The organism is Paraflavisolibacter caeni (assembly GCF_025628885.1).
In the GTDB taxonomy this organism is placed as follows: domain Bacteria; phylum Bacteroidota; class Bacteroidia; order Chitinophagales; family Chitinophagaceae; genus Flavisolibacter; species Flavisolibacter caeni.
The window spans coordinates 1-23275 of record NZ_JAOTIF010000047.1; the positions used below are offsets into that span (position 1 = coordinate 1).

The 23275-nt window shown below is 41.9% G+C and carries 12 protein-coding genes; 2 read left to right on the top strand and 10 right to left on the bottom strand.

The window, feature by feature from the left end; genetic code table 11:
* Positions 1–385: 385 nt before the first annotated feature.
* Entirely contained in the window at positions 386–1429 is a 1044-nt protein-coding gene (locus OCK74_RS26920; RefSeq protein WP_279300220.1) for a BON domain-containing protein, read from the bottom strand.
* Positions 1430–1636: 207 nt separating this feature from the next.
* Positions 1637–4429, bottom strand: coding sequence for a glycoside hydrolase family 2 protein (locus OCK74_RS26925; RefSeq protein ID WP_279300221.1), 2793 nt, complete (start codon positions 4427–4429; stop codon positions 1637–1639).
* Positions 4430–4710: 281 nt separating this feature from the next.
* On the opposite strand from OCK74_RS26925, the gene OCK74_RS26930 reads away from it, so the two are divergent.
* Together OCK74_RS26930 and ppdK are read left to right on the top strand one after the other, a co-directional pair.
* On the top strand, positions 4711–6309 hold the full coding sequence (locus OCK74_RS26930; protein ID WP_279300222.1) for a glycoside hydrolase family 28 protein: 1599 nt from the start codon (positions 4711–4713) through the stop codon (positions 6307–6309).
* Positions 6310–6597: 288 nt separating this feature from the next.
* On the top strand, positions 6598–9429 hold the full coding sequence (gene ppdK / locus OCK74_RS26935; RefSeq protein WP_279300223.1) for a pyruvate, phosphate dikinase: 2832 nt from the start codon (positions 6598–6600) through the stop codon (positions 9427–9429).
* Between the two features lie 106 nt (positions 9430–9535).
* Here ppdK and pflA read toward each other — a convergent pair whose 3' ends face one another.
* From pflA to pta, 8 genes are all read right to left on the bottom strand, one after another.
* Positions 9536–10318: a pyruvate formate-lyase-activating protein gene (pflA, locus tag OCK74_RS26940; protein ID WP_279300224.1), complete on the bottom strand. Its 783-nt coding sequence runs from the start codon at positions 10316–10318 to the stop codon at positions 9536–9538.
* A 145-nt stretch (positions 10319–10463) separates the two neighbouring features.
* Positions 10464–12701, bottom strand: coding sequence for a formate C-acetyltransferase (gene pflB, locus OCK74_RS26945; RefSeq protein WP_279300225.1), 2238 nt, complete (start codon positions 12699–12701; stop codon positions 10464–10466).
* 425 nt (positions 12702–13126) lie between these two features.
* Positions 13127–14512: a hypothetical protein gene (locus tag OCK74_RS26950; RefSeq protein ID WP_279300226.1), complete on the bottom strand. Its 1386-nt coding sequence runs from the start codon at positions 14510–14512 to the stop codon at positions 13127–13129.
* A gap of 87 nt (positions 14513–14599) precedes the next feature.
* Positions 14600–15895 carry an L-lactate MFS transporter gene (locus tag OCK74_RS26955; protein WP_279300227.1) on the bottom strand — a complete coding sequence of 432 codons (1296 nt, stop codon included), beginning with the start codon at positions 15893–15895 and terminating at the stop codon, positions 14600–14602.
* Positions 15896–16368: 473 nt separating this feature from the next.
* Positions 16369–17559 carry an iron-containing alcohol dehydrogenase gene (locus OCK74_RS26960; protein WP_279300228.1) on the bottom strand — a complete coding sequence of 397 codons (1191 nt, stop codon included), beginning with the start codon at positions 17557–17559 and terminating at the stop codon, positions 16369–16371.
* Positions 17560–17600: 41 nt separating this feature from the next.
* Positions 17601–18902 carry a class II aldolase/adducin family protein gene (locus tag OCK74_RS26965; RefSeq protein WP_279300229.1) on the bottom strand — a complete coding sequence of 434 codons (1302 nt, stop codon included), beginning with the start codon at positions 18900–18902 and terminating at the stop codon, positions 17601–17603.
* A 40-nt stretch (positions 18903–18942) separates the two neighbouring features.
* Positions 18943–20160: an acetate/propionate family kinase gene (locus OCK74_RS26970; RefSeq protein WP_279300230.1), complete on the bottom strand. Its 1218-nt coding sequence runs from the start codon at positions 20158–20160 to the stop codon at positions 18943–18945.
* A gap of 108 nt (positions 20161–20268) precedes the next feature.
* On the bottom strand, positions 20269–22416 hold the full coding sequence (gene pta / locus OCK74_RS26975; RefSeq protein ID WP_279300231.1) for a phosphate acetyltransferase: 2148 nt from the start codon (positions 22414–22416) through the stop codon (positions 20269–20271).
* Positions 22417–23275: the final 859 nt, after the last annotated feature.

The following is a 23275-nucleotide window of genomic DNA, read 5'->3' on the forward strand; positions in this document are numbered from 1 at the left end:
AGGGGAGGTAAAATCTCTATAACAGTATACCCTCAGGGGTTACTTAGACCTAAATTGTACGCTCACCCTTTTTCACTGATGGACTCAAAACTACCCAGACCTTCCCGACTCCTCTCAAAAAATACTGCTTCAAAAAACAAACATAGGAGACCTTATAGAGACATTACTGCGGTGTTACTGCATAGGAACTCCCTGTCTACTCAGTATCAACTGCTCTCTAGCACCTCGTAAAAGCTTCATAAATAAGCAAATCAAAAGGACGGTCTGCAACCGTCCTTTTGTCTCAACCACGCTTCATCATGGCATTTGCTATTGCTAACTGCAAAGCAATCACCACACGCTTTCATGTAGTAAACATGACTATCATTACGAATCACTCAGCCGATTAAGTAAGATCCTTGTTACCATTCACATCCCTGATAACTTCATTGGTTGTACCAGATTTTCTGCCAATACCGCTTACATCATCGGTTGTTCCTGTATAATCACCCATGCCTGTTCTCAAACGGTCACGGTCTCTATCATAACGGCCATAGGAGTTATCATAGTCATAGTCTGATGCCCTTGGGTTCACCTTTAAGCGGTTTTCTACATTGTGAACGCCAGATATTGATTCAACAAGGTCTTCTGCCCTGCGTTTTTCGTCCCTGCTATTTACTGTACCACTCAGAATTACTTCTGAGCCTTCTACTTTGATATCAATATCAGATGCATCAACATAGGAGTCATCACTCAGACGTTCACAAACATCTTCTCTGATACGGTCGTCAGAACGGGAATAACCACGAGGGCCTTTGCCTCTATGATGACCAGCCATTCTTTTATCCATTTCACGACGGCGCTCTGCATCATCATCTCCTACCCATGACTTCACTTCGTCTTTGGTACGATCCCACCAGTCGCGGTATTCTCTGCTGCGACGAGCGTCATCAGAATCATAATTACGACCTTCATTACCATAATAGTTGCTAGTTCTGTAAGCCGATCCATAACCACGGTCATAATCCCTATCATAACGGCCATAATCACTGTCATAATTACCAGTGCCTCTCATTCCTCTGTTCATATAGCGTCCTCCCTGGGCTTGATTGGTTTCCCATTCGCGCCTTTCTACGTTACCATGATAAACAGTCCCGTAACCAACATTCCGCATATCGCCTTGGCGTTCATCCCACGGATTATTATACCCTTGTTCGTACTCACGTCTCCAGTTCTTCTCATTATTGTATGAGCCATAGCCTGTGTTCATATTTCCATAATTTTCATTTCTTTGACTCCTGTTATAGTCATTTTCAAAACCAGCATTTCCATAACTGCCATAGTTTTCGCGGTTATACTCATCATCTCGGCCATACCGTCTGCGGTTCATATCCCTGTCACGGTCATTGTCATAAGATTGGTAACCTCGGTTTTGATCATAATTTGCCATAGTTTAAGATTTATAAAATGAACAATTAACTCTTGTTAACTCTTGAAGATTTGCTGCAAATTCTTCTCCATAATTGAGCACTTTTTTAACTAAAAAAGGCGTGCCACAGTTTAAACTGTGGCACGCCTTTTAAAATTATTTTGCTGCTTACAACCTCATCAGAATGGGTACTGCATTTACAAACTATGACTCACATACTCATCTTTGTTACCTTCCCGAAAAGTCAAAAAACAATACAAGTTCTTTGGCTCTTTTAGGCTCCTTTTCATAATCGTAATAGATGTTCTTCATACCCATTGGACCAGTGGTTTCTGTCTTTTGGGTTTTAGTTCCAATTCCTGAAATACCCTGCATGAATGAAATATCCCCTGAAGGAAATACCGGTGTCATGTTTTTATAAGTATCATCGCCAAAACGTGGTGTAAAGAGACGCAGGAAGACATCCTCTTGGGGAGCAACTACAGTTATTGACTGACCGGTAGTGATCAGTTTGCACCAGTAGAGATTGGAATGATAACCTTTAAACTCAGGATACACGATAGGTGGCTCGCCTGTGGAAGTATTGTTGTACGCTTTTTGCCACAACCCAAAGTTGTTACCCTTCATCCTATTCTTCCATACCCTGTATGGACCGCAGCCCATCCACTGCACAGATTTGATTTCTTTTTCAGGAAAGGAGAAATTAACCCCAGCAAAATCAGTAAAATAAGCTCCTGGAAAATAAGTTACTTTTAACTTTACCCAACCTGATGGATAAACCGTCCATTGCATAGTATTGTAACTATTCTTCTTATCAAAAGCAGATTCAATCACCAGGTTCTTTCCATCAAAACGATGGCTGAATCCCGCAAAGTTGTTCATACCCTGCTCTACAATAGGTCCATTGCTTAAAGGAAGCACACCTTTCTCATTTTGCACCTGTTGCAATACACCTGTGCGCTTGTTGAATACTAGTTGAATACCATTGGAAGAAACATTGTAAAGAGAATCTTTTTCAGAAATATTCACTGTCCCAGGTCCATCTGTTGCAATAATGCCTTCAGCTATTTGTTTGGGCTTAGAAATAGGCCAACTCCATGTAAACAGTTCACGCTTGTGCGGATCAGTTACAGTTACATATAAAAAGTCGTATTGCAACCAGTCATCAGGTAAAGAAAGCTTCAGCATGCCCTTCTCCAGTGGTTTGATTGCAGGCGCTGTGGTATTTCCTGTTTTTTCTACTGCAGCCTTTTTCCCTGAAGGATCTGCCACCTTAGCAAGTTTCCAGGTAAAAACACATTGGTTCAGGTTGGTGAAGTGATACCGGTTTTCCAGTTCAAATGTACCATCAAAAGAAGGTGTGATCTCTCGATAGGCAAAGTACACTGGCGACCACACTTCTTTAATAGTAAAGAAACTTCCTTCTTTTTCCCGGTACGATCCAACGATACCATCAGCGGCATGATTACCATCAGTATCCAGTTCACCATTTTTATCAGTTCGTACTACACCGGCATCAGCAAAATCCCATAAGAAGCCTCCTGCAGAAAGAGGATATTGCCACATCTTTTCCCAGTAATCCTCAAGACCAGCACCATGTCCACCATCATACATACCATGCAGGAATTCAGTAGGCATCACAATACTGTGACCATGCATATAATTACCAATGCCATAATCAAACTCCCGGTAGTGCTGGGTATCAAATCCCCTGAAGTCTTCCCAGGCATGAATCACAGGACGGCCCTGAATATCATGCGCATCAAATACAGCATCGAGATCGTAGTTATGCCCACCTTCATTGCCATTGATCCAGAAGATCACAGATGGGTGGTTCTCATCATGAGCAATTAACTGCTTTGCCAGCCTCGTACCGGTAGGCGTATCATAGTTGCCATGCCATCCTGCCAATTCGTCCAGCACAAACAAGCCGAGAGAATCGCAAACATCCAGGAAATGATCATCCGGTGGATAGTGGGACATCCGCACAGCATTCATGTTCATGTCCTTTATGATATTCACATCAAGGATGCTTAGTTTCTTGCTCATGGTTCTGCCCGATGTAGGCCAGAAAGAATGACGGTTTACACCTTTGAACTTTACCTTCACACCATTTACATACACACCGTCTCTTTCCTTCACTTCAATGGTACGGAATCCAAAGCGCTTTGAAACAGTATGAACAAGCTTGCCATTCTGCAAAAGACTTACTTCAACCCGGTAAAGATTGGGAGTTTCAGATGTCCACAATTGTGGAGATGCTACAGTTGTTGCTATTTGTATTATAGTGTCTTGAACATTCAGCCTGCTGGTAAAAGGAGCTCCAACCTTTTGACCATCTAAAGTATAGATCTGTGCAGAGACTCCATTTGCACCTTTGTTGGCAACCCAAACATTGGCTTTGAAAGCACCATTTGCTTTAGCATCCAATGCAACTCTTTCAATATGCTGCTCAGGCAATGCTTCCAGGTAAACAGGTCGGAAGATGCCTCCGAATATCCAGAAGTCTCCCCTCCTTTCCGCCTGGTTGACTGATTCATTCTCTGAATGCTTAGCCACAGTTGCTTCCAGGCGATTTGTAGCGCCATATTTAAGCAGATCAGAAATGTCATACCTGAATGCGTAATAGGAACCTTGGTGTACTGGACCTGCAGATTTACCATTGATCTTGACTTCCGTATCAGTCATGGAACCTTCAAAGACAATGTTTATCTTTTTTCCTTTCCACGCGGCAGGCACTTTGAAGTCATACTTATACAATCCCTTTTCCTTTCCCCGGTTGGCATCCTTATTAAAACCGTAATTGTATTTTCCAAAACCTTGCAACTCCCAGTTGGAAGGAACCGGTATGGTAGTCCATTTGCCGGAATTTCGGCCCTCGGTACAATAGAATTGCCATTGAACAGTTTGATCATTCCCTGTACCTGATAGGTAAAGCTTTTGTGTTTCCTGTGCATTTAATTGGCAAACAACAAAAACGAAGAGTATCCAAAAGAGAAAACGTGAACAAATTAATTTCATTGGTAAAATGATTGATCCATTAGTGCTGGCTTCGCAAAAGCCAATTCGCAGGCTATTTTTAGCAAGCTTACAAATTTATAGGCTAATACACTGCACACCCCGGGCAGCCACGACATATAGTAAAATAATACATCAGAATAACCAAATACTACCAATCATTTGTGCACCGTCTGCAATTAATTTTTGTTTCTTTGAATGACAATAATAACAACACTTTCGCTAAACTCCTTTATACAAAAGCGTTTTGTGAAATGTAATCATAAACAGTAGGTATTGTCATAATGAAGCGTTTTATTTTCCTCTTACCCGTTGCATTTTTATTTGCCTGTTCCGTTTCTAAACAAAAGGCAGCAACTACAGTTAATAGCCAGGTTCATATTCCCGTGGTTTCTGAAGTTGGCGCATTGGCTTTACCTGATGAAATTGCGCCCGTTACTGCGCCTTTCCCAATGCCACAATTTAAGAAACCAACTTTTCCATCACTGTCAATAAGCATTATTGAAAAAGGGGCAAAAGAAGGTATCAAGAATACAGGCATGATACAGGCTGCCATAGATGAAGTGAACCGCCGTGGCGGAGGAACTGTAATTGTACCAGCAGGCAAATGGAATACTGGCCGAATCAGCCTGAAAAGCAATGTAAACCTGCATCTTGCCGAAGGAGCCGAATTGCATTTCAGCGGAGAAGTCGAAGATTACCGGCCTGCAGTCTTTACGAGACACGAGGGCATCGAGGTGATGTCACTTGGAGCTTGTATCTATGCTTATCAACAGGAAAATATTGCACTTACCGGCAAAGGGAAATTAGTGGGCCCTTCAGGCGGCTCCATCAAAAAGCAGATGATGACCCAGGATGTTGTGGAAAATGTGGTTCCATATAATAAACCGGTATCTGAACGTGTGTATGAAGGTTACAATGGTGATTTCATTTTCCTGCCCATGTTCGTATCACCGACCTCCTGCAAAAATGTTTATATAGAAGGCATTACACTGGAACACACTCCATTTTGGAACATTGTTCCTGTCTATTGTGATGGCGTGATCATTAGAGGTATTACAGTAAATTCTGTAGGCGTACCAAGAGGTGATGGAATCGACATTGAATCTTCAAGAAATGTGCTCATCGAATACAGCACATTAAGCTGCGGAGATGACTGCTTTACCATGAAATCAGGGCGTGACAAAGATGGCGTACGGGTAAACAAACCAACAGAAAACGTAGTAGTACGTTATTGCCTGGCAAGGGAAGGACATGGTGGTATTACCGTTGGTAGTGAAACAGCAGGCATGATCCGCAATTTATATGTACATGATTGTGTATTTGATGATACAGGTGTAGGTATCCGTTTCAAAACAAGACGCCCCAGGGGCGGAGGTGGAGAAAACCTTTATTACGAACGAATCCGTATGAATCTTCGTGATGATGCTTTTAACTGGGATATGTTGGGTGGCAAACAATACGTAGGAGATTTAGCAGTTCGCCTGCCAGCCAGAGAGATCAATTCATTAACGCCTGTATTCAAAAATATTGAAGCCCGCAACATTATTGTAGAAAAAGCAAAGTATTTCATCAAGGTCAAAGGTATTCCGGAATCGCCTCTTACTAATGTGTTGATTGAACAAGCAGATATCTCTTGCAAGAATCTTTTTACGGCACACGACATTAAGGACATTACGCTTCGTAACCTGAATATCCAAAGCCAGGATTCCCTCATTTCAATTCTCGACGGCCGGAATGTAATATTTGAAAAAGTACGGTTCAATGTACCCGGAAATGCCATTGTAACTGACATCTCTGGTCCCTTATCTCAAAACATTAAATTTGAAAACAGCACACCTCAAAAACCTAAAGGCTGGGAAAATACTGTCTGGAGCAGATAAGTAATAACAGGTGAACATAAATGATGAGTAAGGCATCCCTCCGAAACAGAGGGATGCCTTACTCATTTCGTAATGATACAAATGAATTCCATTTATATGGTTGTTGTTAACTTTGCTTGAATAAGAAGGCAGGTCGATATGGACTTACACAACTGCTGATCGTTTCATTCACCGCCAGATAAGGCACTTCTCGAGAGCATGATCATTCTTACAAACTCTATTGAGTAAAATCATAAAGTTTTCTTAAAAAGGCTACCTACCTTCTCCTATCTTTTTAAAACTTTTATTATGAACACCCCCGACACAATCGAACTATCCCAAGAAGCTTCGTTAGAAACCAGTTCTAAGATCAACCAAAAATTCGTCTTCTCTTTTCACGAAGGTGATGGCAAAAACAAACAATTACTAGGCGGCAAAGGTGCTAATTTGTGTGAAATGACACAGATAGGCCTCAATGTGCCTCCTGGTTTTGTCATCTCGACTGAGGCCTGCCTTACTTACCTCGCTGATCCTGGCCGCCAACTCCCGGAAGGTGTCCTTGAAAAAGTAAAATCCCAGATGGAAAAAGTGGAATCTGCCACAGGAAAAAGCTTTGGCGACCCTCAAAATCCATTACTGGTTTCCGTACGTTCCGGCTCTGCTCTTTCAATGCCCGGTATGATGGATACAATCCTCAATTTAGGTTTGAATAGCGAGACCCTACAGGGCTTGATTCAGCAAACCAAAAATGAAAGATTTGGATACGATGCTTACAGGCGCTTCATTCAACTGTTTGGCAAAGTAGCGCTAGGCGTTCCTGACGAGAAATTTGATACCATATTTGAAGAAGTAAAGCATAAAGCTGGTGTAAAAGTAGACATTGGCCTAAGTGCCGAAAACCTGCAAGAAATCAGCCAACGCTTTTTGGAAGTCGTACTGGAACATACAGGCAGACCATTCCCCGAAAATGTTTTTGAACAATTGGAAATTGCTATCAAAGCAGTGTTCAATTCATGGATGGGAAAAAGAGCTGTTGATTACCGTCGCGAATTCAACATTACTCCACAAATGGCTAATGGTACTGCAGTAAACGTAGTAGCCATGGTATTTGGCAACATGGGTAATGACAGCGCTACAGGTGTTGGCTTTACCCGCGATCCTGGAACAGGTGAAAATGTAATGTTTGGTGAATACTTAGTCAATGCGCAAGGTGAAGATGTTGTAGCAGGAATCCGCACGCCTAAAACAGTATCACTGTTGGCCGAAGAAATGCCCGACCTGTATCGTCAATTAGAAGATTTAAGAGATAAACTTGAATCTCACTATAAAGAAGTACAAGACTTTGAATACACCATCGAAAAAGGTATCCTCTATTGCTTGCAAACACGCAATGGTAAGATGAATGCCACTGCCATGGTCCGCACATCTGTGGAAATGGCTAAAGAAAGATTATTGACGAAGGAACAGGCATTATTACGTATTAAACCAGAAATGTTGGAGCAATTGCTGCATCCACGCCTTGATTCAAAACATCAGTCAGAACCACTGGCTCAAGGTCTTCCGGCTTCTCCAGGTGCAGCTTCAGGTCAATGCGTATTTGATGCAGACCGTGCAGAACTTCTTGGTCGCGCCGGCCAAAAAGTAATCCTGGTTCGTGAAGAAACGAAGCCTGAAGATATACATGGATTCTTTGCTTCTCAGGGCGTTCTAACCAGTCGTGGTGGTAAAACATCGCATGCTGCGGTAGTTGCCAGGGGCATGGGCAAGCCTTGTGTTGCCGGTGCGGAAGGTATTCATGTAGATGTAAAACTTCGGCAGGCAAAGATTGGTGAAAAGATCCTTCATGAAGGTGACAATATTACGATCGATGGCGGAACAGGTTGCGTTTACCTGGGAGTGATACCAACTGTAGAACCTACTTTCAGTGATGAATTAAAGACGCTCCTGATGTGGGCTGATGAGAATGCTCGACTGAAAGTAATGGCTAATGCCGATACACCTAATGACGCGAAGAATGCATTAGAATATGGCGCTGTGGGTATTGGGCTTTGCCGTACAGAACGCATGTTCAATGCACCCGAACGCTTGCCTATAGTATTGGAAATGATCCTTGCTGATACACCCGAAGAAAGAGAGGTCCCTCTAAACAAGCTGCTTCCTATTCAACGCCAGGATTTCAAGGAAATATTTACCACAATGGCTCCACGGCCAGTAACTGTACGTTTGCTTGACCCTCCCATCCATGAATTCCTGCCAACAGAAGATGAATTAAGAGAAGAATTGCAGCACTTGCGTCATTTGAAAGAAACAGCAGTAGGTGTGGCCAACCTATTCAACAGCCTTCGCTTATTGCATGCAGAAAATGAAGGAACGCAAACTCAATTGCCGTTTAATGACAAGGGAGTCGAACTGATTGAACAAGCCATAGCGAAGAAAGAATTAATGCGCAAGAAGGTGCATGAACTCCATGAAGTGAACCCCATGTTAGGACACCGTGGTGTAAGGTTAGGTCTCACCTATCCGGAGATTTATAAGATGCAGATACAGGCCATACTGGAAGCCGCAGCCGAATGTCAGCAAGCAAATATTGATGTAAGGCCTGAGATTATGGTACCTCAGGTTTGTGCAAGCGAAGAATTGGTAAGAGTAAAATCTTTCGTAGATGAATTAAGGAAAAAGATTGAAGAAGAAAAAGGTATCAAACTGGTATTCAAATTCGGAACCATGATAGAAGTTGTACGTGCCTGTATGCAAGCTGATGAACTGGCCAAACAAGCAGAATTCTTCTCCTTTGGTACCAACGACCTCACTCAGGCAACATTCTCTTTCTCCAGAGAAGATGCAGAGAATAAATTCCTGCCTTTCTATGCCGAAAATAACATCCTTGAAAACAATCCGTTTGAAGTCCTGGATGCAAAAGGCGTTGGTAAACTGATGCAGATTGCAGTAGAATGGGGACGTAAAACCAATCCTGAATTAAAGGTTGGCATTTGCGGTGAACATGGTGGACAATCAGAATCTATCAAGTTCTGCCACGAATTAGGATTGACCTATGTTTCCTGTTCAGGGCCAAGAGTACCTGTTGCACGCTTAGCTGCCGCTCACGCAAAGCTGGGCGAGTCAAAAAATGTCTCTTTGTAATCGATCATTTATAATAACCAAAACCCAAGAGTGCAGGCAACTGCACTCTTTTTTTATATAGAATTTATTAATAGTCTGCCAACGGCTAAGAATAAGAAGAATGCCTTTATTTTAAGACTACATTATTGAGGTATTTGCTAAAGATATTTAATGTTCTTTGTTTGACTTCTTCTGTCGGAGATTCAAGGTCTTTGAGTACATAATTCATTCCGAGGGATTCCCATTTATGCTTTCCATACTGGTGAAATGGCAGGATCTCTACGCGCTGTACTGTTTTATAATCCTTAAAATGACGTGCCCATTCTTCAACATACTCTTCCTGGTCTGTCCAGCCCGGCACTAGTACATAACGAAGCCACATTGGCTTTCCTGTAGACTCTCGATATTCGGCAAGGGCCAATGTGTTCTTATTGGTCAGCCCTGTGAGTTTGTGATGCCATTCATCATTAATATGTTTCACATCCAGCAAAATCAAATCGGTATGCTCCAGTAGTTCATGCACTTCTTCATTATTCAGTCGACCATTGGTATCTAGACAAGTATTGATTCCAACTTCGTGCAGCTTTATGAAGAATGTTTTTAGTTTACTCCTTTGCAACAAAGGTTCACCACCTGAAACTGTAACACCTCCGTCCTTTCCAAAAAAGCCCTTCTGGCGAATAGCACGCTTTACTAATTCATCAATAGCCACTAAGGTTCCTCCTTTCACATCAAGGGTATCCGGGTTCTGGCAATACACACAGCGAAACTGACACCCCTGAACAAAGACCACCATTCTTATCCCCGGACCATCGTGGGTGCCAAAGGTTTCCAGTGAATGGATACGCAAATGATCAGGATCATCCACATTCAATTTAGCAGCTTCAATATCCTGCAGTGGGAAATACATGTACTAATGTTTTAATAATCTTCTAAATTTTCTAATAATTACCCATTGTAAGTTATCAGTAAAGAGTCAAAACTAACTATAATAAATAAAGTCAGGACTGGTTTTTACACCAGCCTGACTTTAACCGCTTATGAAAAAAACCATCTTAACTCAAGCTTCCGTGGAAAGTACGAGCGATTACTTCCAATTGGTGAGCTCTTGATAATCTTACAAAGTTTACTGCATAACCTGAAACACGGATGGTTAACTGAGGATAGTTTTCAGGATGATTGTATGCATCAATCAATGTCTCACGATTTAATACGTTTACATTCAGGTGATGCGCCATCTGTCCAAAGTATCCATCCATTGTTGCAACGAGGTTGGTAATTTGTTCTTCACGATTGCTACCTAATGATTTAGGAATCATAGAGAAGGTATTGGAAATACCATCCTGAGCATCACTATATTCCAATTTTGCAACAGAATTCAGGGAAGCGATTGCACCACTGCTGTCACGACCGTGCATTGGGTTAGCACCAGGAGCAAAAGATTCACCGGCTTTACGTCCATCAGGTGTAGCACCTGTGTTAGTACCATACATTACGTTTGATGTAATTGTCAACAAAGAAAGCGTTGGTGTTGAGTTTTTGTATGTCTGGTGTTTGCGCAATTCGCCGATGAAGTAGTTGGTAACTTCTTTGGCGATATTATCTACACGATCGTCATCATTACCATATTTAGGGTATTCGCCTTCAATCTCAAAGTCAACTGTCAATCCTTTTTCGTTACGGACTGGAGTCACCTTCGCATATTTGATAGCAGACAGGGAGTCGGCAATAATTGAAATACCAGCAGCACCGTAAGCGATATCAATATGAGGATCTGTATCAACTACAGCCATCTGTGCACTTTCATAATAGTATTTATCATGCATGTAATGAATGATAAACATGGCTTTGGCATATACACGGGCTAATTCACTCAAAGTACGTTTGAACAAATCCCAAACTCTGTAATAATCCAAAGGTCCTTCAGGAAGAGCAGGGATACCTTTAATCACCGAAGCACCGTCTTTCTCTTCTTTACCTTCATTCAAAGCAATTAATAAAGCTTTGGGAAGGTTTGCTCTTGCGCCGAAGTGTTGAATAGATTTACCGATTTCCTGATAAGAAACACAACATGCAATACCATAGTCATCAGACCCTCTGTTTGGACGCATCAAGTCATCATTTTCATATTGAATAGATGAAGTATCGATAGATACTTGCGCACAGAACTTTTTAAATCCTTCAGGCAGGTCTTTTGACCAAAGCACAGTCAGGTTTGGTTCAGGAGAAGGTCCGAGGTTGTATAATGTTTGCAGGAAGCGGAAGGAAGTCCTTGTAACTTTTGTACGGCCATCATGCAAGAGACCGCCTATAGCTTCAGTTACCCATGTTGGATCACCACCAAAGATCTCATCATAAGACCCAGGACGCAGGTGACGAACCAAGCGCAGTTTCATAACAAACTGGTCAATCATTTCCTGAGCTTCTTCTTCTGTGATAGAGCCTGCTTGCAAGTCTCTTTCAATGTAGATGTCCAGGAAAGAAGCAACATTACCCAAAGACATAGCAGCACCGTCCTGTTGTTTTACTGCTGCCAGGTAAGAGAAATAAAGCCATTGAACAGCTTCTACTGCATTTGCAGCAGGACGAGAAATGTCAAATCCATATTCAGCGGCCATTGCTGTCATGTCTTTCAAAGCAACAATCTGCTGGTTGATCTCTTCACGCAGACGCACTTTGTGTTCTGTCATTTCGCCTCCAACGGCATTGAAATCTTCTTTTTTACCCTGGATCAGGCGTTCTGTACCGTATAAAGCCACACGGCGGTAGTCGCCAATAATGCGGCCACGTGCATAGTTGTCAGGCAGCCCGGTTAATACGTGTTTAGAACGGAAGGCACGCACTTCAGCATCATATGCATTAAATACGCCTTCATTGTGGTTGCGAGCGTAGTTGAAGATATCTACTACCCTGTCAGACACTTTAAGACCGCGTTCTTTAACTGCAGATTCAACCAGCTTAATGCCACCAAAAGGCTTCATAGCCCTTTTCAGCAACTGGTTTGTTTGCAAGCCCACGATTACCTCATCTTCCTTGTTGATGTAACCTGGACGGAAAGCTGTTATTGTGGAAATTGTTTCAGTATCAATAGCAAGACAACCGTTATTCGCCCTTTCTTGTAACAAAGCCTTTTTAACTTCGCTCCATACCCTTTGTGTTTTTGCAGAAGGACCAGATAAGAATGAAGCATCGCCTGTGTATGGTCTGATGTTTTTTACAACAAAATCATATACGTTGATTGCTGAGTTCCATACCCCAGGCTCGAAAGAAATAACATTCACATCTATTTCCATGATTGTTGAATTTTGTATTACAAATTTAACCTCATATACTCTCCCTGTAAGTGACGTGCGTCATTGGTTAAAATGATTTTAAAATAGTATCTACAACGTTTATATCAGAAACATTCTATCCACTATTGTATTGTTCATTCAAAACAAAGCGCAATAAAGAAGTAAAGGACTGAATTTCAATTATTTACAATTTCAAGAGAGAAGAGTAGAAACCAGGAATATAAAACAAAGAGTGATGATTTAACTTCATTATCATCACTCTTTATTGATCAGGCCGATCATTTAATATTTATTAATGCGTTGTGCTACAGAATCAATGAAACACAGTCGTGACAAGCATTTCAGCTGATAGAAAACAACCGCTCATCAATTGAACTCCTTTAAAGATAAGCGTTTCACGAGTTATTAGCACAACGCGATATTTATTACAAATACACCTGGAATTGCATCTGCCATTCCCCAGCTCTCTTAAATACTTTATTATTATTGTATAATGGTCTGCTAGAGTATTGAACTGTTATTTTGGAATTATGTCCATCGATGAAAAAGTTGCTACCAAAATCATAATAATGACCTACTTCATTTAAAGCTTCCAGATTTTTCAATGAATAAGAAGCAACAGGTTGAATACGTAATTTTTTACTAATTGTCTTGGGTAACAACAAACCTGCCTGTGTATACCAAATATTACCTGTACCTAATAAGAATCTTGCATTTCCTGGTCCCTCCTGCGCTTTAAGGCCTTTGAAAGCAGTATCTACAGTGCCAGTATTCATTATCCCTGTTGTGCGCAAATAATTTGGACCATAGTTGTAATTATACAAAACACTGTAAGCTGTCAAAGCCATGTTTTTCTCCTTAGGACCAAAAGGTAAATCTGCAAATAAATCCAAAGCATATATGTTAATATCATGCTTTTTAATGACCTTGGTTAGCGTCATGCTTTGGGTACCTTCTTTATTATTGAAAAACCCAGCGCCAATATTCAGCACTTTCTTTGTTCCCAGATATGTGCCTACTCTAAAAGGCAATACCTGAGCCTCTTGATCCAAGAACTGGTAATCAACATATCCTCCAATTGCAGCTTTAGAATTTCCATTGTTGTCTACAGCGGGTCCGCCAGCAACTGGTGTCATTGATGTCGCAAAAGGTTTATTTACATTGAAAGAATAATGAAACTTGTTCACATTACCTTTTACATAAACGCCATATTGCCTGATTAATTGATCAGAGACTTCCAGAGTGGGCCAGTTAAAAATAGGAGCATCAATCATCAGGAAGTTGAGTGTACTGGCTGCAGTCATACGTGAAATACCATTCCAGTAATGTAAGCCAGCACCAGCATAGAGTGAGCCCTTGTTCACTTTGCCTGTTACAGGATTCTTGGAAGGAATAATTGCATATTCGTTATAAACATCATGAAAAAATATTTGTGGCTTTTTACCTGCACCGTTTGCTCCAGTACCAACAGTTCCGGGTGCTCCGCCATTAATGAATGTTTGATTGTTCACTCCGAAATGAGCCATGATAAGATACCGGGGTGAAATTTGAGCATGAATTATTGTCCGGATACGGCGTGCTCCAATATCTAATGAATGGTCTGCAGACTCGCCGCCTACCAATGTACCAGGATTGTTTTTAACACTCTTTACCCAGATTTGATTCCAAAAAATAAAACGTACAAATTTACTTCCTTCATTGTTCAGGTTTAATTTAAGCCCTGATCCATAATCTGGTGAACCTTGAGCAGAAACTACAATGGAGGATAAAGCACTCAATAAAACCAATAAGCCTATTTTGGCGTATTTCATAAAATTATGTTTTTACAAAAAAGGCAAAAGCGACCAAGTACTTTTGCCTTATTTATGTTGCTAATTGTATTTTCCAGTCTGATGAACCTATGCCACCATTTCAACTGCTTCTTCTTCCAGTTCCGCCTGTGTAGCAACATGCTGTGCATGTTTCTGTGCCCTTAATTTTTTGATTTCCAGCCTGATCAGGAAGGAAACGATCAATGCCACCACAAACAAGGATGCAAAGAAATACAAAGGCGTATGGTAGTCACTACCATTACTCAAACGGTTTAACAACAGGGGTCCTGCTATCCCGGCAGCAGCCCAGGCTGTAAGGATATAACCGTGAATTGCACCTAGTTCCTTGGTTCCAAACATATCGCCTATATAAGCAGGGATAGTAGAGAAACCACCACCATAGCAGGAAAGGATCAGAAAGATAACAGCCTGAAATGCTATAGCGTTGGTAATGCTTGGAAGAAAGAAATAAGCCAGGATCTGAACAGAGAAGAATAAAGTGTACATGTTCGGACGACCAATAAGGTCCGAGAGGGAAGCCCAGCCAATGCGGCCACCACCATTAAACAATCCCATCACACCCACCATGGCAGCAGCGGCGGTAGCGGTTAATCCTACGGAACTCTGCGCTAAGGGAGAGGCTGTGGATACAATCGCAATACCACAGGTAATGTTAATGAATAGCATCACCCACAAATACCAGAAACGTTTGGTTTTAACGGCTTCATTGGCACCCAGGTAAGAAAGGTCTTCCTTGATTACTTTTTTGCTCGCAGCAATGCTAGCATCAAAACCCTTAGGCGCCCATCCCTTGGGAGGAGGAGCCAAATAACGTGAGGAAGCAAAAATCAGGGTAAAATAGCAGGCGCCCATGATATAGAATGTATTGGCAACACCAACGGAACCAATCAGATAATTGATGAGTGGCCCACTGATAAGGGCGGCAAATCCAAAACCCATAATGGCCAGACCGGTAGCCAAACCACGACGGTCGGGGAACCATTTAACTAAGGAGGAAACAGGGGTAATATAGCCTATACCCAAGCCAATACCGCTCAGAACGCCATAAAATAAATAGAACAGGGGAAGTGATCCCATCTTAACGGCAAAACCGGAGCCGGCGATACCGATACCAAAGAAAATAGCGGAAATTAAACCCGACTTGCGGGGACCATGCTTTTCTAGATAATGTCCCAAAAAGGCAGCAGAACATCCCAGGAAGAAAATGGCAATGCTAAACGCCAGCGAGATTTGTGACTTTTCCCAACCGAACATATCCTTAAGGGGGTTAACGTATACGCTATATGCGTAAACCGAACCGATGGATATGTGAACTCCAACTGCAGAAGCGGCAATAAGCCATCTGTTTTTAACTTTTGTCATATATCAATTACTTAAATGGTTGATACTGCAATATTATAAAGGGTTCTTTCGCCAGGAAATGATGTAAATCATTTAGTAGTTTGATTCATTGCTTAATAAAGATGATTATCTGCAACAATATTTAGTTAAAACATAATCAACCTTACCTTTTAACAATTATCATTCAGATGATTTAGACAGTAAATAGAAAAACTTCAATCAATTTTAAACAGGGAATCAGGTTTCTATACAAATATTGACATTAAGTCATTTGTATCTTTTAATGCAAAAACCTGTTTTTTACGTATAGCCATGAGGGTGATGAGAACAATTTTCATTTATTAAAAATTGGGGGATGAAACAGTATAAAATAAAACATCAAAAATAATAAAATAAAAGACCAGCAATCCGTTGCAAACAGCAACAGTTACTGGTCCCTGAGTTCTCATGCGTAATCGGACTTGCCTAATAAAACAGGCAATATGTTGTTAAACTTATGTAGTTATCAATAATTCTTCGTTTACAGGAATATCGTTATATGCACTTCGGTAAATAGCTTTGATTTCTTCTACAGTAACTTCTCTTGGATTGCCACCTGTGCACACATCTGCCATAGCTTGTTCTGCCAGCTTGTCTATATCCTCAGGATTGAAGGAAGTATCTTTCAGCTTAGGAATGTTCAAAGCAACAGACATTTCCTTGATAGCATTAATGGCTTCAACACTTGCCTCTTCATCAGAAAGATCTGCTACATCTTTTCCAAGTGCCAAGGCTATATTTTTAAATTTAGCGGGACAAACCACAGCATTGAATTCTTCGACGAAAGGTAACAAGATTGCATTAGCAACACCATGAGGAAGATCATATTCAGAACCTAATTGGTGCGCCATGGAGTGTACAATACCCAGGCCACAGTTGGAGAATGAAAGGCCGGCAATGTAGGAAGCCCATGCCATCTTTGTTCTTGCCCCTAAGTTCTTTCCATCCTTTACAGCAGTTTCCAGTGATTCACCGATCAATTTTATGGCTTCCAAGGCCAAGGTATCGGACAACCTGAAAGCACCTTTGGTGATGTAGGCTTCTATTGCGTGTGTGAGTGCATCCAGACCGGTAGCAGCCGTTAAGCCAGCAGGTTTTTGCAACATCAACTCAGGATCATTTACTGCAACTGTAGCCAGACAGTTGGGATCAACCATTACCATTTTGATCTTACGTACTTCATCAGTGATCACATAGTTGATGGTCACTTCTGAAGCAGTGCCGGCAGTGGTATTTACAGCAATGATGGGTACAGACTTGTTAGCAGATTTGCCAATACCTTCATACTCGGTGATGTCACCACCATTGGTGTACAAAATACCAATTGCTTTAGCAGCATCCTGTGGAGAACCGCCTCCTATAGAAAGGATACCATCGCAGTTGTTGTCTTGAAAAGCAGCCAGACCATCTTCCACATTCTGAGTAGTAGGGTTAGGCTTTACATCATCAAATACTACATAGTCGATGTAATATTTTTCTAAAACATCAGTCACTTTGCTGACTACGTCCAGAGAACGTAATACCTTGTCTGTTACTACCAGTAAGTTCTTTAATTCCAGCTTCTCAACTTCCACCCCGATTTCATTAACTGAGCCTGGGCCAATAAGATTGATGGCCGGCCAGTAGATGCGTCTTACATTTTCCATAATGGTTATATTTTGGTTTTAATTGTGCTGAGGGGAAGTGATTAACTTTTCAGGAATGCAACCCTGAGTTCTTCCACCTGTTCATCATTAATGGGTACCATTTGTCCCAACGGGGCACACATTACCAGAGATTTAGCACTAAACTCTGCAACTTCCAGGTAGTCGAATGTCTGCAGCAGTCCATCACCAGTAACCAATACACAATCATTTTTGATAATCACAGCAGGATTACTCTTAGAAATCAGATCCGGCACCTGGTTGCTGCCATAGTTATGAGCAGCAAACTCTAAAGAATAGACATCCTGTAAAAAGATCCAGCTCTCAGGAATAGTACGCACATTAAAGTGAGATCCTGTTACAGCAAATGCCATCAGGTAAGGAGACTGGGTGGAGATAATTGAATTGATATTTGGATGTTTTTTATAGATCTCCTGGTGCAGGTGAGCCAAACGGCTGTGCAGTTTACCAGGTTCTCTTTTACCATCCTTGATCTGTACAACGTCTTCCAATTGCAGGTCCCAACGGGGTACATCTGTTGGTGTGATCAGGAAGTCATTACCTCTCCAGCGGGTGGAGATCGTACCATATGAACTAATCATCAGCCCTTGCCGGCAGGCCCTTCGCACTATATCACAGATCTGCTGACGCTTTTCTTTTTCATCCGAAGGGTATTCTACGCTCTCCAACTCAGGCAGGAATTCTGGCCTTTGTGCCTCGTAAGCATCGATCTCTTCTTTCGCGAGGTATGAAGGTTTACCCACCATATTGCCATAAAGAATGGCCCTGGCACAGAACTCAAAGGTTTCGAACCTCTGGAAGGTGTCGCTCAGATCTGTTCCCCCTACTACTGTACCATGGTTTTCCATGATCACGGAGTTAAAACCTTTGGTGAACTCCGTAGCAATGGATTCACCCAAGGCTTTACTACCAGGAAGCTTGTAAGGAGCGTATCCCACAGGTCCACACACCTGGCGGGCCTGCAGCAGGATGTTGGTGTTGGGGGCCTCACGAATAATACTAAAGGATACCAGGGCTGGCGGATGGGCATGGATAATGGCCTTAATGTCTGGCCTTACTTCATAAATTGCTTTATGAAAAGGAAACTCTGAAGAAGGCTTGTGGCGGCCAACAATTTTGCCGTCCTTTTTGACACAGACAATGTCAGCAGCTTGCAAGGAGCCTTTGTCCACTGCTGAAGGGGTGATCCATATATCGCCGTTTTCATCAATAATGGAGATGTTACCACCGGAAGTGGTGGTCAGCCCTCTCCTGTAAATCCTGCCAATCACTAAAGTAATCTGATCCCGCGGGTGCATCAGGCGGGTGTTTAAGATTTCGTTCATCCTGGTATTGTTTATTAATAAGTTGTAAGTGAAGGGAAAACTATACGGCAGCTGTTGCTTTTTCGGTTAACAGTTCAAAACACTGTTCCGCGATCTCCAATTCTTCGTTGGTCGGCACAACCAACACTTTCACACGGGCATCATCTGTATTAATTTCCCTGATACCTTTTGATCTTATATTGTTCTTTTCTTCATTGATCTTAATGCCTAAGAAATCCATGTCAGCACAAATCAGCTGACGGATGTTGGAATCGTTCTCTCCCACTCCTGCTGTGAACACAATAGCATCCAGGCCATTCAATACGGCGGCATAAGCTCCGATATATTTTTTAATCCGGTATGCATAAAGGTCATAGGCCATCTTTGCATTTTTATCACCTTCAGCTATAGATTTCAGGATATCTCTCATATCGCTGAAGCCGGTAAGACCATGCATACCACTATGCTTATTCAGCAATGTGCTTACCTGATCGAGGCTATACCCTAATTGATTTACCATATGGAAGATCACAGAAGGATCAAGATCACCGGAACGGGTACCCATTACCAAGCCGCTTAAAGGACCAAAGCCCATACTGGTATCAATGCATTTTCCACTGTCCACAGCAGCCATGCTACAACCATTACCAAGGTGAATGGTAATGATCTTCGCATTCTTATTGTTTAAATATTGAAGTGTTTGTTGCGCAACATATTTATGACTGGTACCATGGAATCCATATGCACGAATTCCCATTTCTGTGTACAGATTCTGAGGTATTGCATACCGGAAAGCTTTTTCAGGCATTGTCTGGTGGAAAGCTGTATCGAATACGGCAACCTGTTTTGCCTTTGTAAATATCTTTTCAGCCACTTCGATACCCAAGTAGTTAGCAGGGTTGTGCAAAGGAGCCAAAGAAAACAGCTTTTTTATTTCTTCCTTTACTTCTTTAGTGATGATTGTTGTGGATGCAAAACTTTCCCCTCCATGCACAACGCGGTGCCCTACAGCATTGATTTCTGCCGGGTCCTGGATCACACCAATTTCAGGTTCCATTAGTAAATGAGCCACTTCGTTTAAGCCTGCCTCATGGTCTACAAGATCAAGTACTCTTTTTATGACCTTTTCTTCGCTATTGATATACACTTTATGTGTGATAATAGAATTCTCAAGACCGATGCGCTCCACCAATCCTGTACAGATTGGATTATCGTTAGGCATTTTAAATAACTGGTACTTAATAGAACTACTTCCCGAGTTGACTACAAAAATGTTCATGTATACTGTCTATGGTAATTTTAAAATATGATTATCTGAAAATGCGAAAATGGGTGTCATTCATGATTGACATCACCATTTCCACATTTGCTCATATGACTATTGGTATTAAGCAAGTACGGGCACGGTGTTTTCCCTTCCCTCTTTACCTGTAGCTTCAGTACCAGCATCCTGGCTTTGAATGGCGGTAATAATCACAGTATTGAAGATATCGTCTACTGTGCAGCCACGGCTAAGGTCATTCACAGGTTTGTTCAAACCTTGCAGCATTGGGCCGATTGCCAGAGCGCCCGTTTCACGCTGAACTGCTTTATAGGTATTGTTACCGGTATTCAGATCAGGGAAGATCAGCACGCTTGCTTTACCGGCAACTTCAGAGTTAGGCATTTTTTGCTTGCCCACTGTCGGGTCAACCGCAGCATCGTATTGAATAGGACCTTCTACTTTAAGATCCGGACGTTTTTGTTTCACAATTTCTGTAGCCTGGCGAACTTTCTCAACATCAGCCCCTTCACCGGAAGTACCGGATGAATAAGAAAGCATTGCAATCCGTGGTTCAATGCCAAAACTTTGGCTACTTTCTGCCGAGGATATAGCAATTTGAGCCAGTTGTTCTGCGGTTGGATTCGGATTCACGGCACAATCACCAAATACAGCCACACGGTCGGGAAGACACATAAAGAATACGGAAGACACCGTAGAAATGCCTGGCTTGGTTTTTACAAACTGCAAGGCTGGCCTGATGGTATGCTGGGTAGTATGTACTGCGCCAGAAACCATACCATCTGCATGCCCCTTATATACCATCATAGTACCGAAGTAAGACACGTCGGTCATGAGGTCACGGGCCATTTCCAGTGTTACGTTTTTGCTTTTACGAAGCTCATACAATGTTTCAACATAATCCTGGTAATATTCCGAATCAGCAGGATTGATGATACGAACATGACCTTTATCGAAATTCAGTCCCAGGCGCTTGATAGATGCAGCCACCTGAGCAGGATCGCCCAGGATCGTCAGGTCGACGATTTCCTGATCAATCAGGCGGGCGGATGCCTTCAGTATCCTGTCATCATTACCTTCAGGAAGTACAATATGCCTGCGCTGGTTTTTAGCCGATTTCGTCAACTGGTACTGGAACATATGCGGCGTCATACCTTCTGCAGAGAAGGTGATGATCCTTTCATCCAATGCCTTGACATCAATATATTTATCGAAAGTTGTAATAGCCAGTTGGATTTTTTTGGTATTATCTGCAGTGATCTGCGACCGAACGGAACCCACCATTGTGGTACTCCTGAAAGTCCCATGATTTACTGAAATAATTGGAATCGCTGTTTGCAGCCCCTGAATCAATCTCTGTACCGGTGCATCCAGTTCGCCACCACCAGTCAAAACAATACCAGCAACTTTGGGATAATTGGCAGAAAGGTTTGCCTGTAAAGCACTGATCACGATATCACCACGGTCAGCAGGCGTTACAATCACCACGTTTTCTTTTATGTGATTTAAAAACTGGGGAACCTGCATGGCACCGGTAATAAAATTATCTACCCGGTTAGAAAGCTGCTCGCCGCCCCAAACTAATTCACCACCTAATTGCTCATAGATCTCTTTCATGGTTGGAGAGGCAAGGCCTTTATCTTCAGGGATCACAGACAGGATCACGCCGTCAGGCAACTGAACAGATAAAAACTCATTAATATCATCAACTTGCTCAGGCTTCACCCTGTTCACAATAATTGCCAGCACCTGTACTTCACGGGCTTCAAAATTCCTCCACACAGTCAATGCAGAATTGATCACCTGAGGTGTTGTTTTATTCTCGCCGGAAATAACGATTATAACCGGCGCACCCAGGTTTTTGGCAATATTGATATTTGTTTCAAATTCAAAAGCGGCCCCTGCGCCGACAAAATCGCTGCCCTCAATAATGGTAAAATCGTTTTCATCTTCCAGCTTTTTCACTTTCCGGATGATCGTATCGATGATTTCACCATGATTATCCATTTCAAGCAATTCCATTGCTTTTTGACGGGTAAATGCATAAGTATCCTCATAATTAACGGGGAGGTTGAAATAATTTACAACCGTCTCAATATGCACGTCCTTCCTTTCATTCGGATCGGGATTAATAATGGGTTTGAAATATCCTACCTTACGGGCTTTACCCAGCAACATGTTCACGACACCAATGGAAACAAGCGATTTTCCACTATACGGCTCGGCTGAAGCAATAAAAATGTTTTTTGTCATAGAAAACAGCATTGAGATTCAAGGCAAAAGTGCAAACTAAACCTATAGAGAATAATGATCATGGCAATGAACTACATGATTACAATCATGCTTTTACTATTTAACAATCAAGTTAAAAAACATTTTCAGATATAATGGCAGGCGAGGCAACAAAACTAATTAAAAAACTTTTCCAAGTGAACTTACCGGAACACAGGACGATTAAAAAGATGACAAAGCGGCTAATAAAATCAAAGAAACACAATATCATCATGTAACTCAACAATACATTTCTGCCAACAATACATTCGTATAAATATAATATTAGACTAATTAGACTATAAACAAATAAGTATTGACAGGTTAAGGAGGGGATGATTGGGGCATTTCGGATTTGGGATTTCGGATTTCGGAATTTTGAGGTTTGGAGTTTGGGCAGATAGAGTTAAAGGATTTAGTGGATCAGGAAGGAGAAAAATTGCCATTTTAAGGCTTTATCCTGGGCTTTGGGTGGGCTTTAATAGGGAGTATTCTGGGAGGTATCTATACTGGAGGTAGGCTTTAGCGCGGATGAGAGGAAGGAATAACGAATGAATCGAACCCGCCAGAGGCGGACACGTGCGAATAGTGAATGGTGAATGGTCAATGGTGAATAGTGAATTCGTGGAAATAGAGGGAAGTGTAAAGGGAGGGGTTCAAAACTTGGAGGGTGGAGGTTGGTTTTGTACCTTTAGGACCAGCTCCATTTACTCCATTAAGAGCTTTGAAGGCGTTCTGCCTGTAGGTTGTTTTCCCCTTATTTGGAGACCCTAAAATATTTTGTGTAAATAGTCATTAGTAACTGTATTAGAGTTTACATCTGTTTTCAAAGATGGTGACA

What these genes read in the sequence shown, in the direction of transcription:
- OCK74_RS26955 (WP_279300227.1), bottom strand. Translation starts at nt 15,895, where the DNA reads ATGACAAAAGTTAAAAACAGATGGCTTATTGCCGCTTCTGCAGTTGGA.
- OCK74_RS26930 (WP_279300222.1), top strand. Translation starts at nt 4,711, where the DNA reads ATGAAGCGTTTTATTTTCCTCTTACCCGTTGCATTTTTATTTGCCTGT.
- OCK74_RS26925 (WP_279300221.1), bottom strand. Translation starts at nt 4,429, where the DNA reads ATGAAATTAATTTGTTCACGTTTTCTCTTTTGGATACTCTTCGTTTTT.
- ppdK (WP_279300223.1), top strand. Translation starts at nt 6,598, where the DNA reads ATGAACACCCCCGACACAATCGAACTATCCCAAGAAGCTTCGTTAGAA.
- OCK74_RS26920 (WP_279300220.1), bottom strand. Translation starts at nt 1,429, where the DNA reads ATGGCAAATTATGATCAAAACCGAGGTTACCAATCTTATGACAATGAC.
- pflB (WP_279300225.1), bottom strand. Translation starts at nt 12,701, where the DNA reads ATGGAAATAGATGTGAATGTTATTTCTTTCGAGCCTGGGGTATGGAAC.
- OCK74_RS26950 (WP_279300226.1), bottom strand. Translation starts at nt 14,512, where the DNA reads ATGAAATACGCCAAAATAGGCTTATTGGTTTTATTGAGTGCTTTATCC.
- OCK74_RS26970 (WP_279300230.1), bottom strand. Translation starts at nt 20,160, where the DNA reads ATGAACATTTTTGTAGTCAACTCGGGAAGTAGTTCTATTAAGTACCAG.
- pta (WP_279300231.1), bottom strand. Translation starts at nt 22,416, where the DNA reads ATGACAAAAAACATTTTTATTGCTTCAGCCGAGCCGTATAGTGGAAAA.
- OCK74_RS26965 (WP_279300229.1), bottom strand. Translation starts at nt 18,902, where the DNA reads ATGAACGAAATCTTAAACACCCGCCTGATGCACCCGCGGGATCAGATT.
- OCK74_RS26960 (WP_279300228.1), bottom strand. Translation starts at nt 17,559, where the DNA reads ATGGAAAATGTAAGACGCATCTACTGGCCGGCCATCAATCTTATTGGC.
- pflA (WP_279300224.1), bottom strand. Translation starts at nt 10,318, where the DNA reads ATGTATTTCCCACTGCAGGATATTGAAGCTGCTAAATTGAATGTGGAT.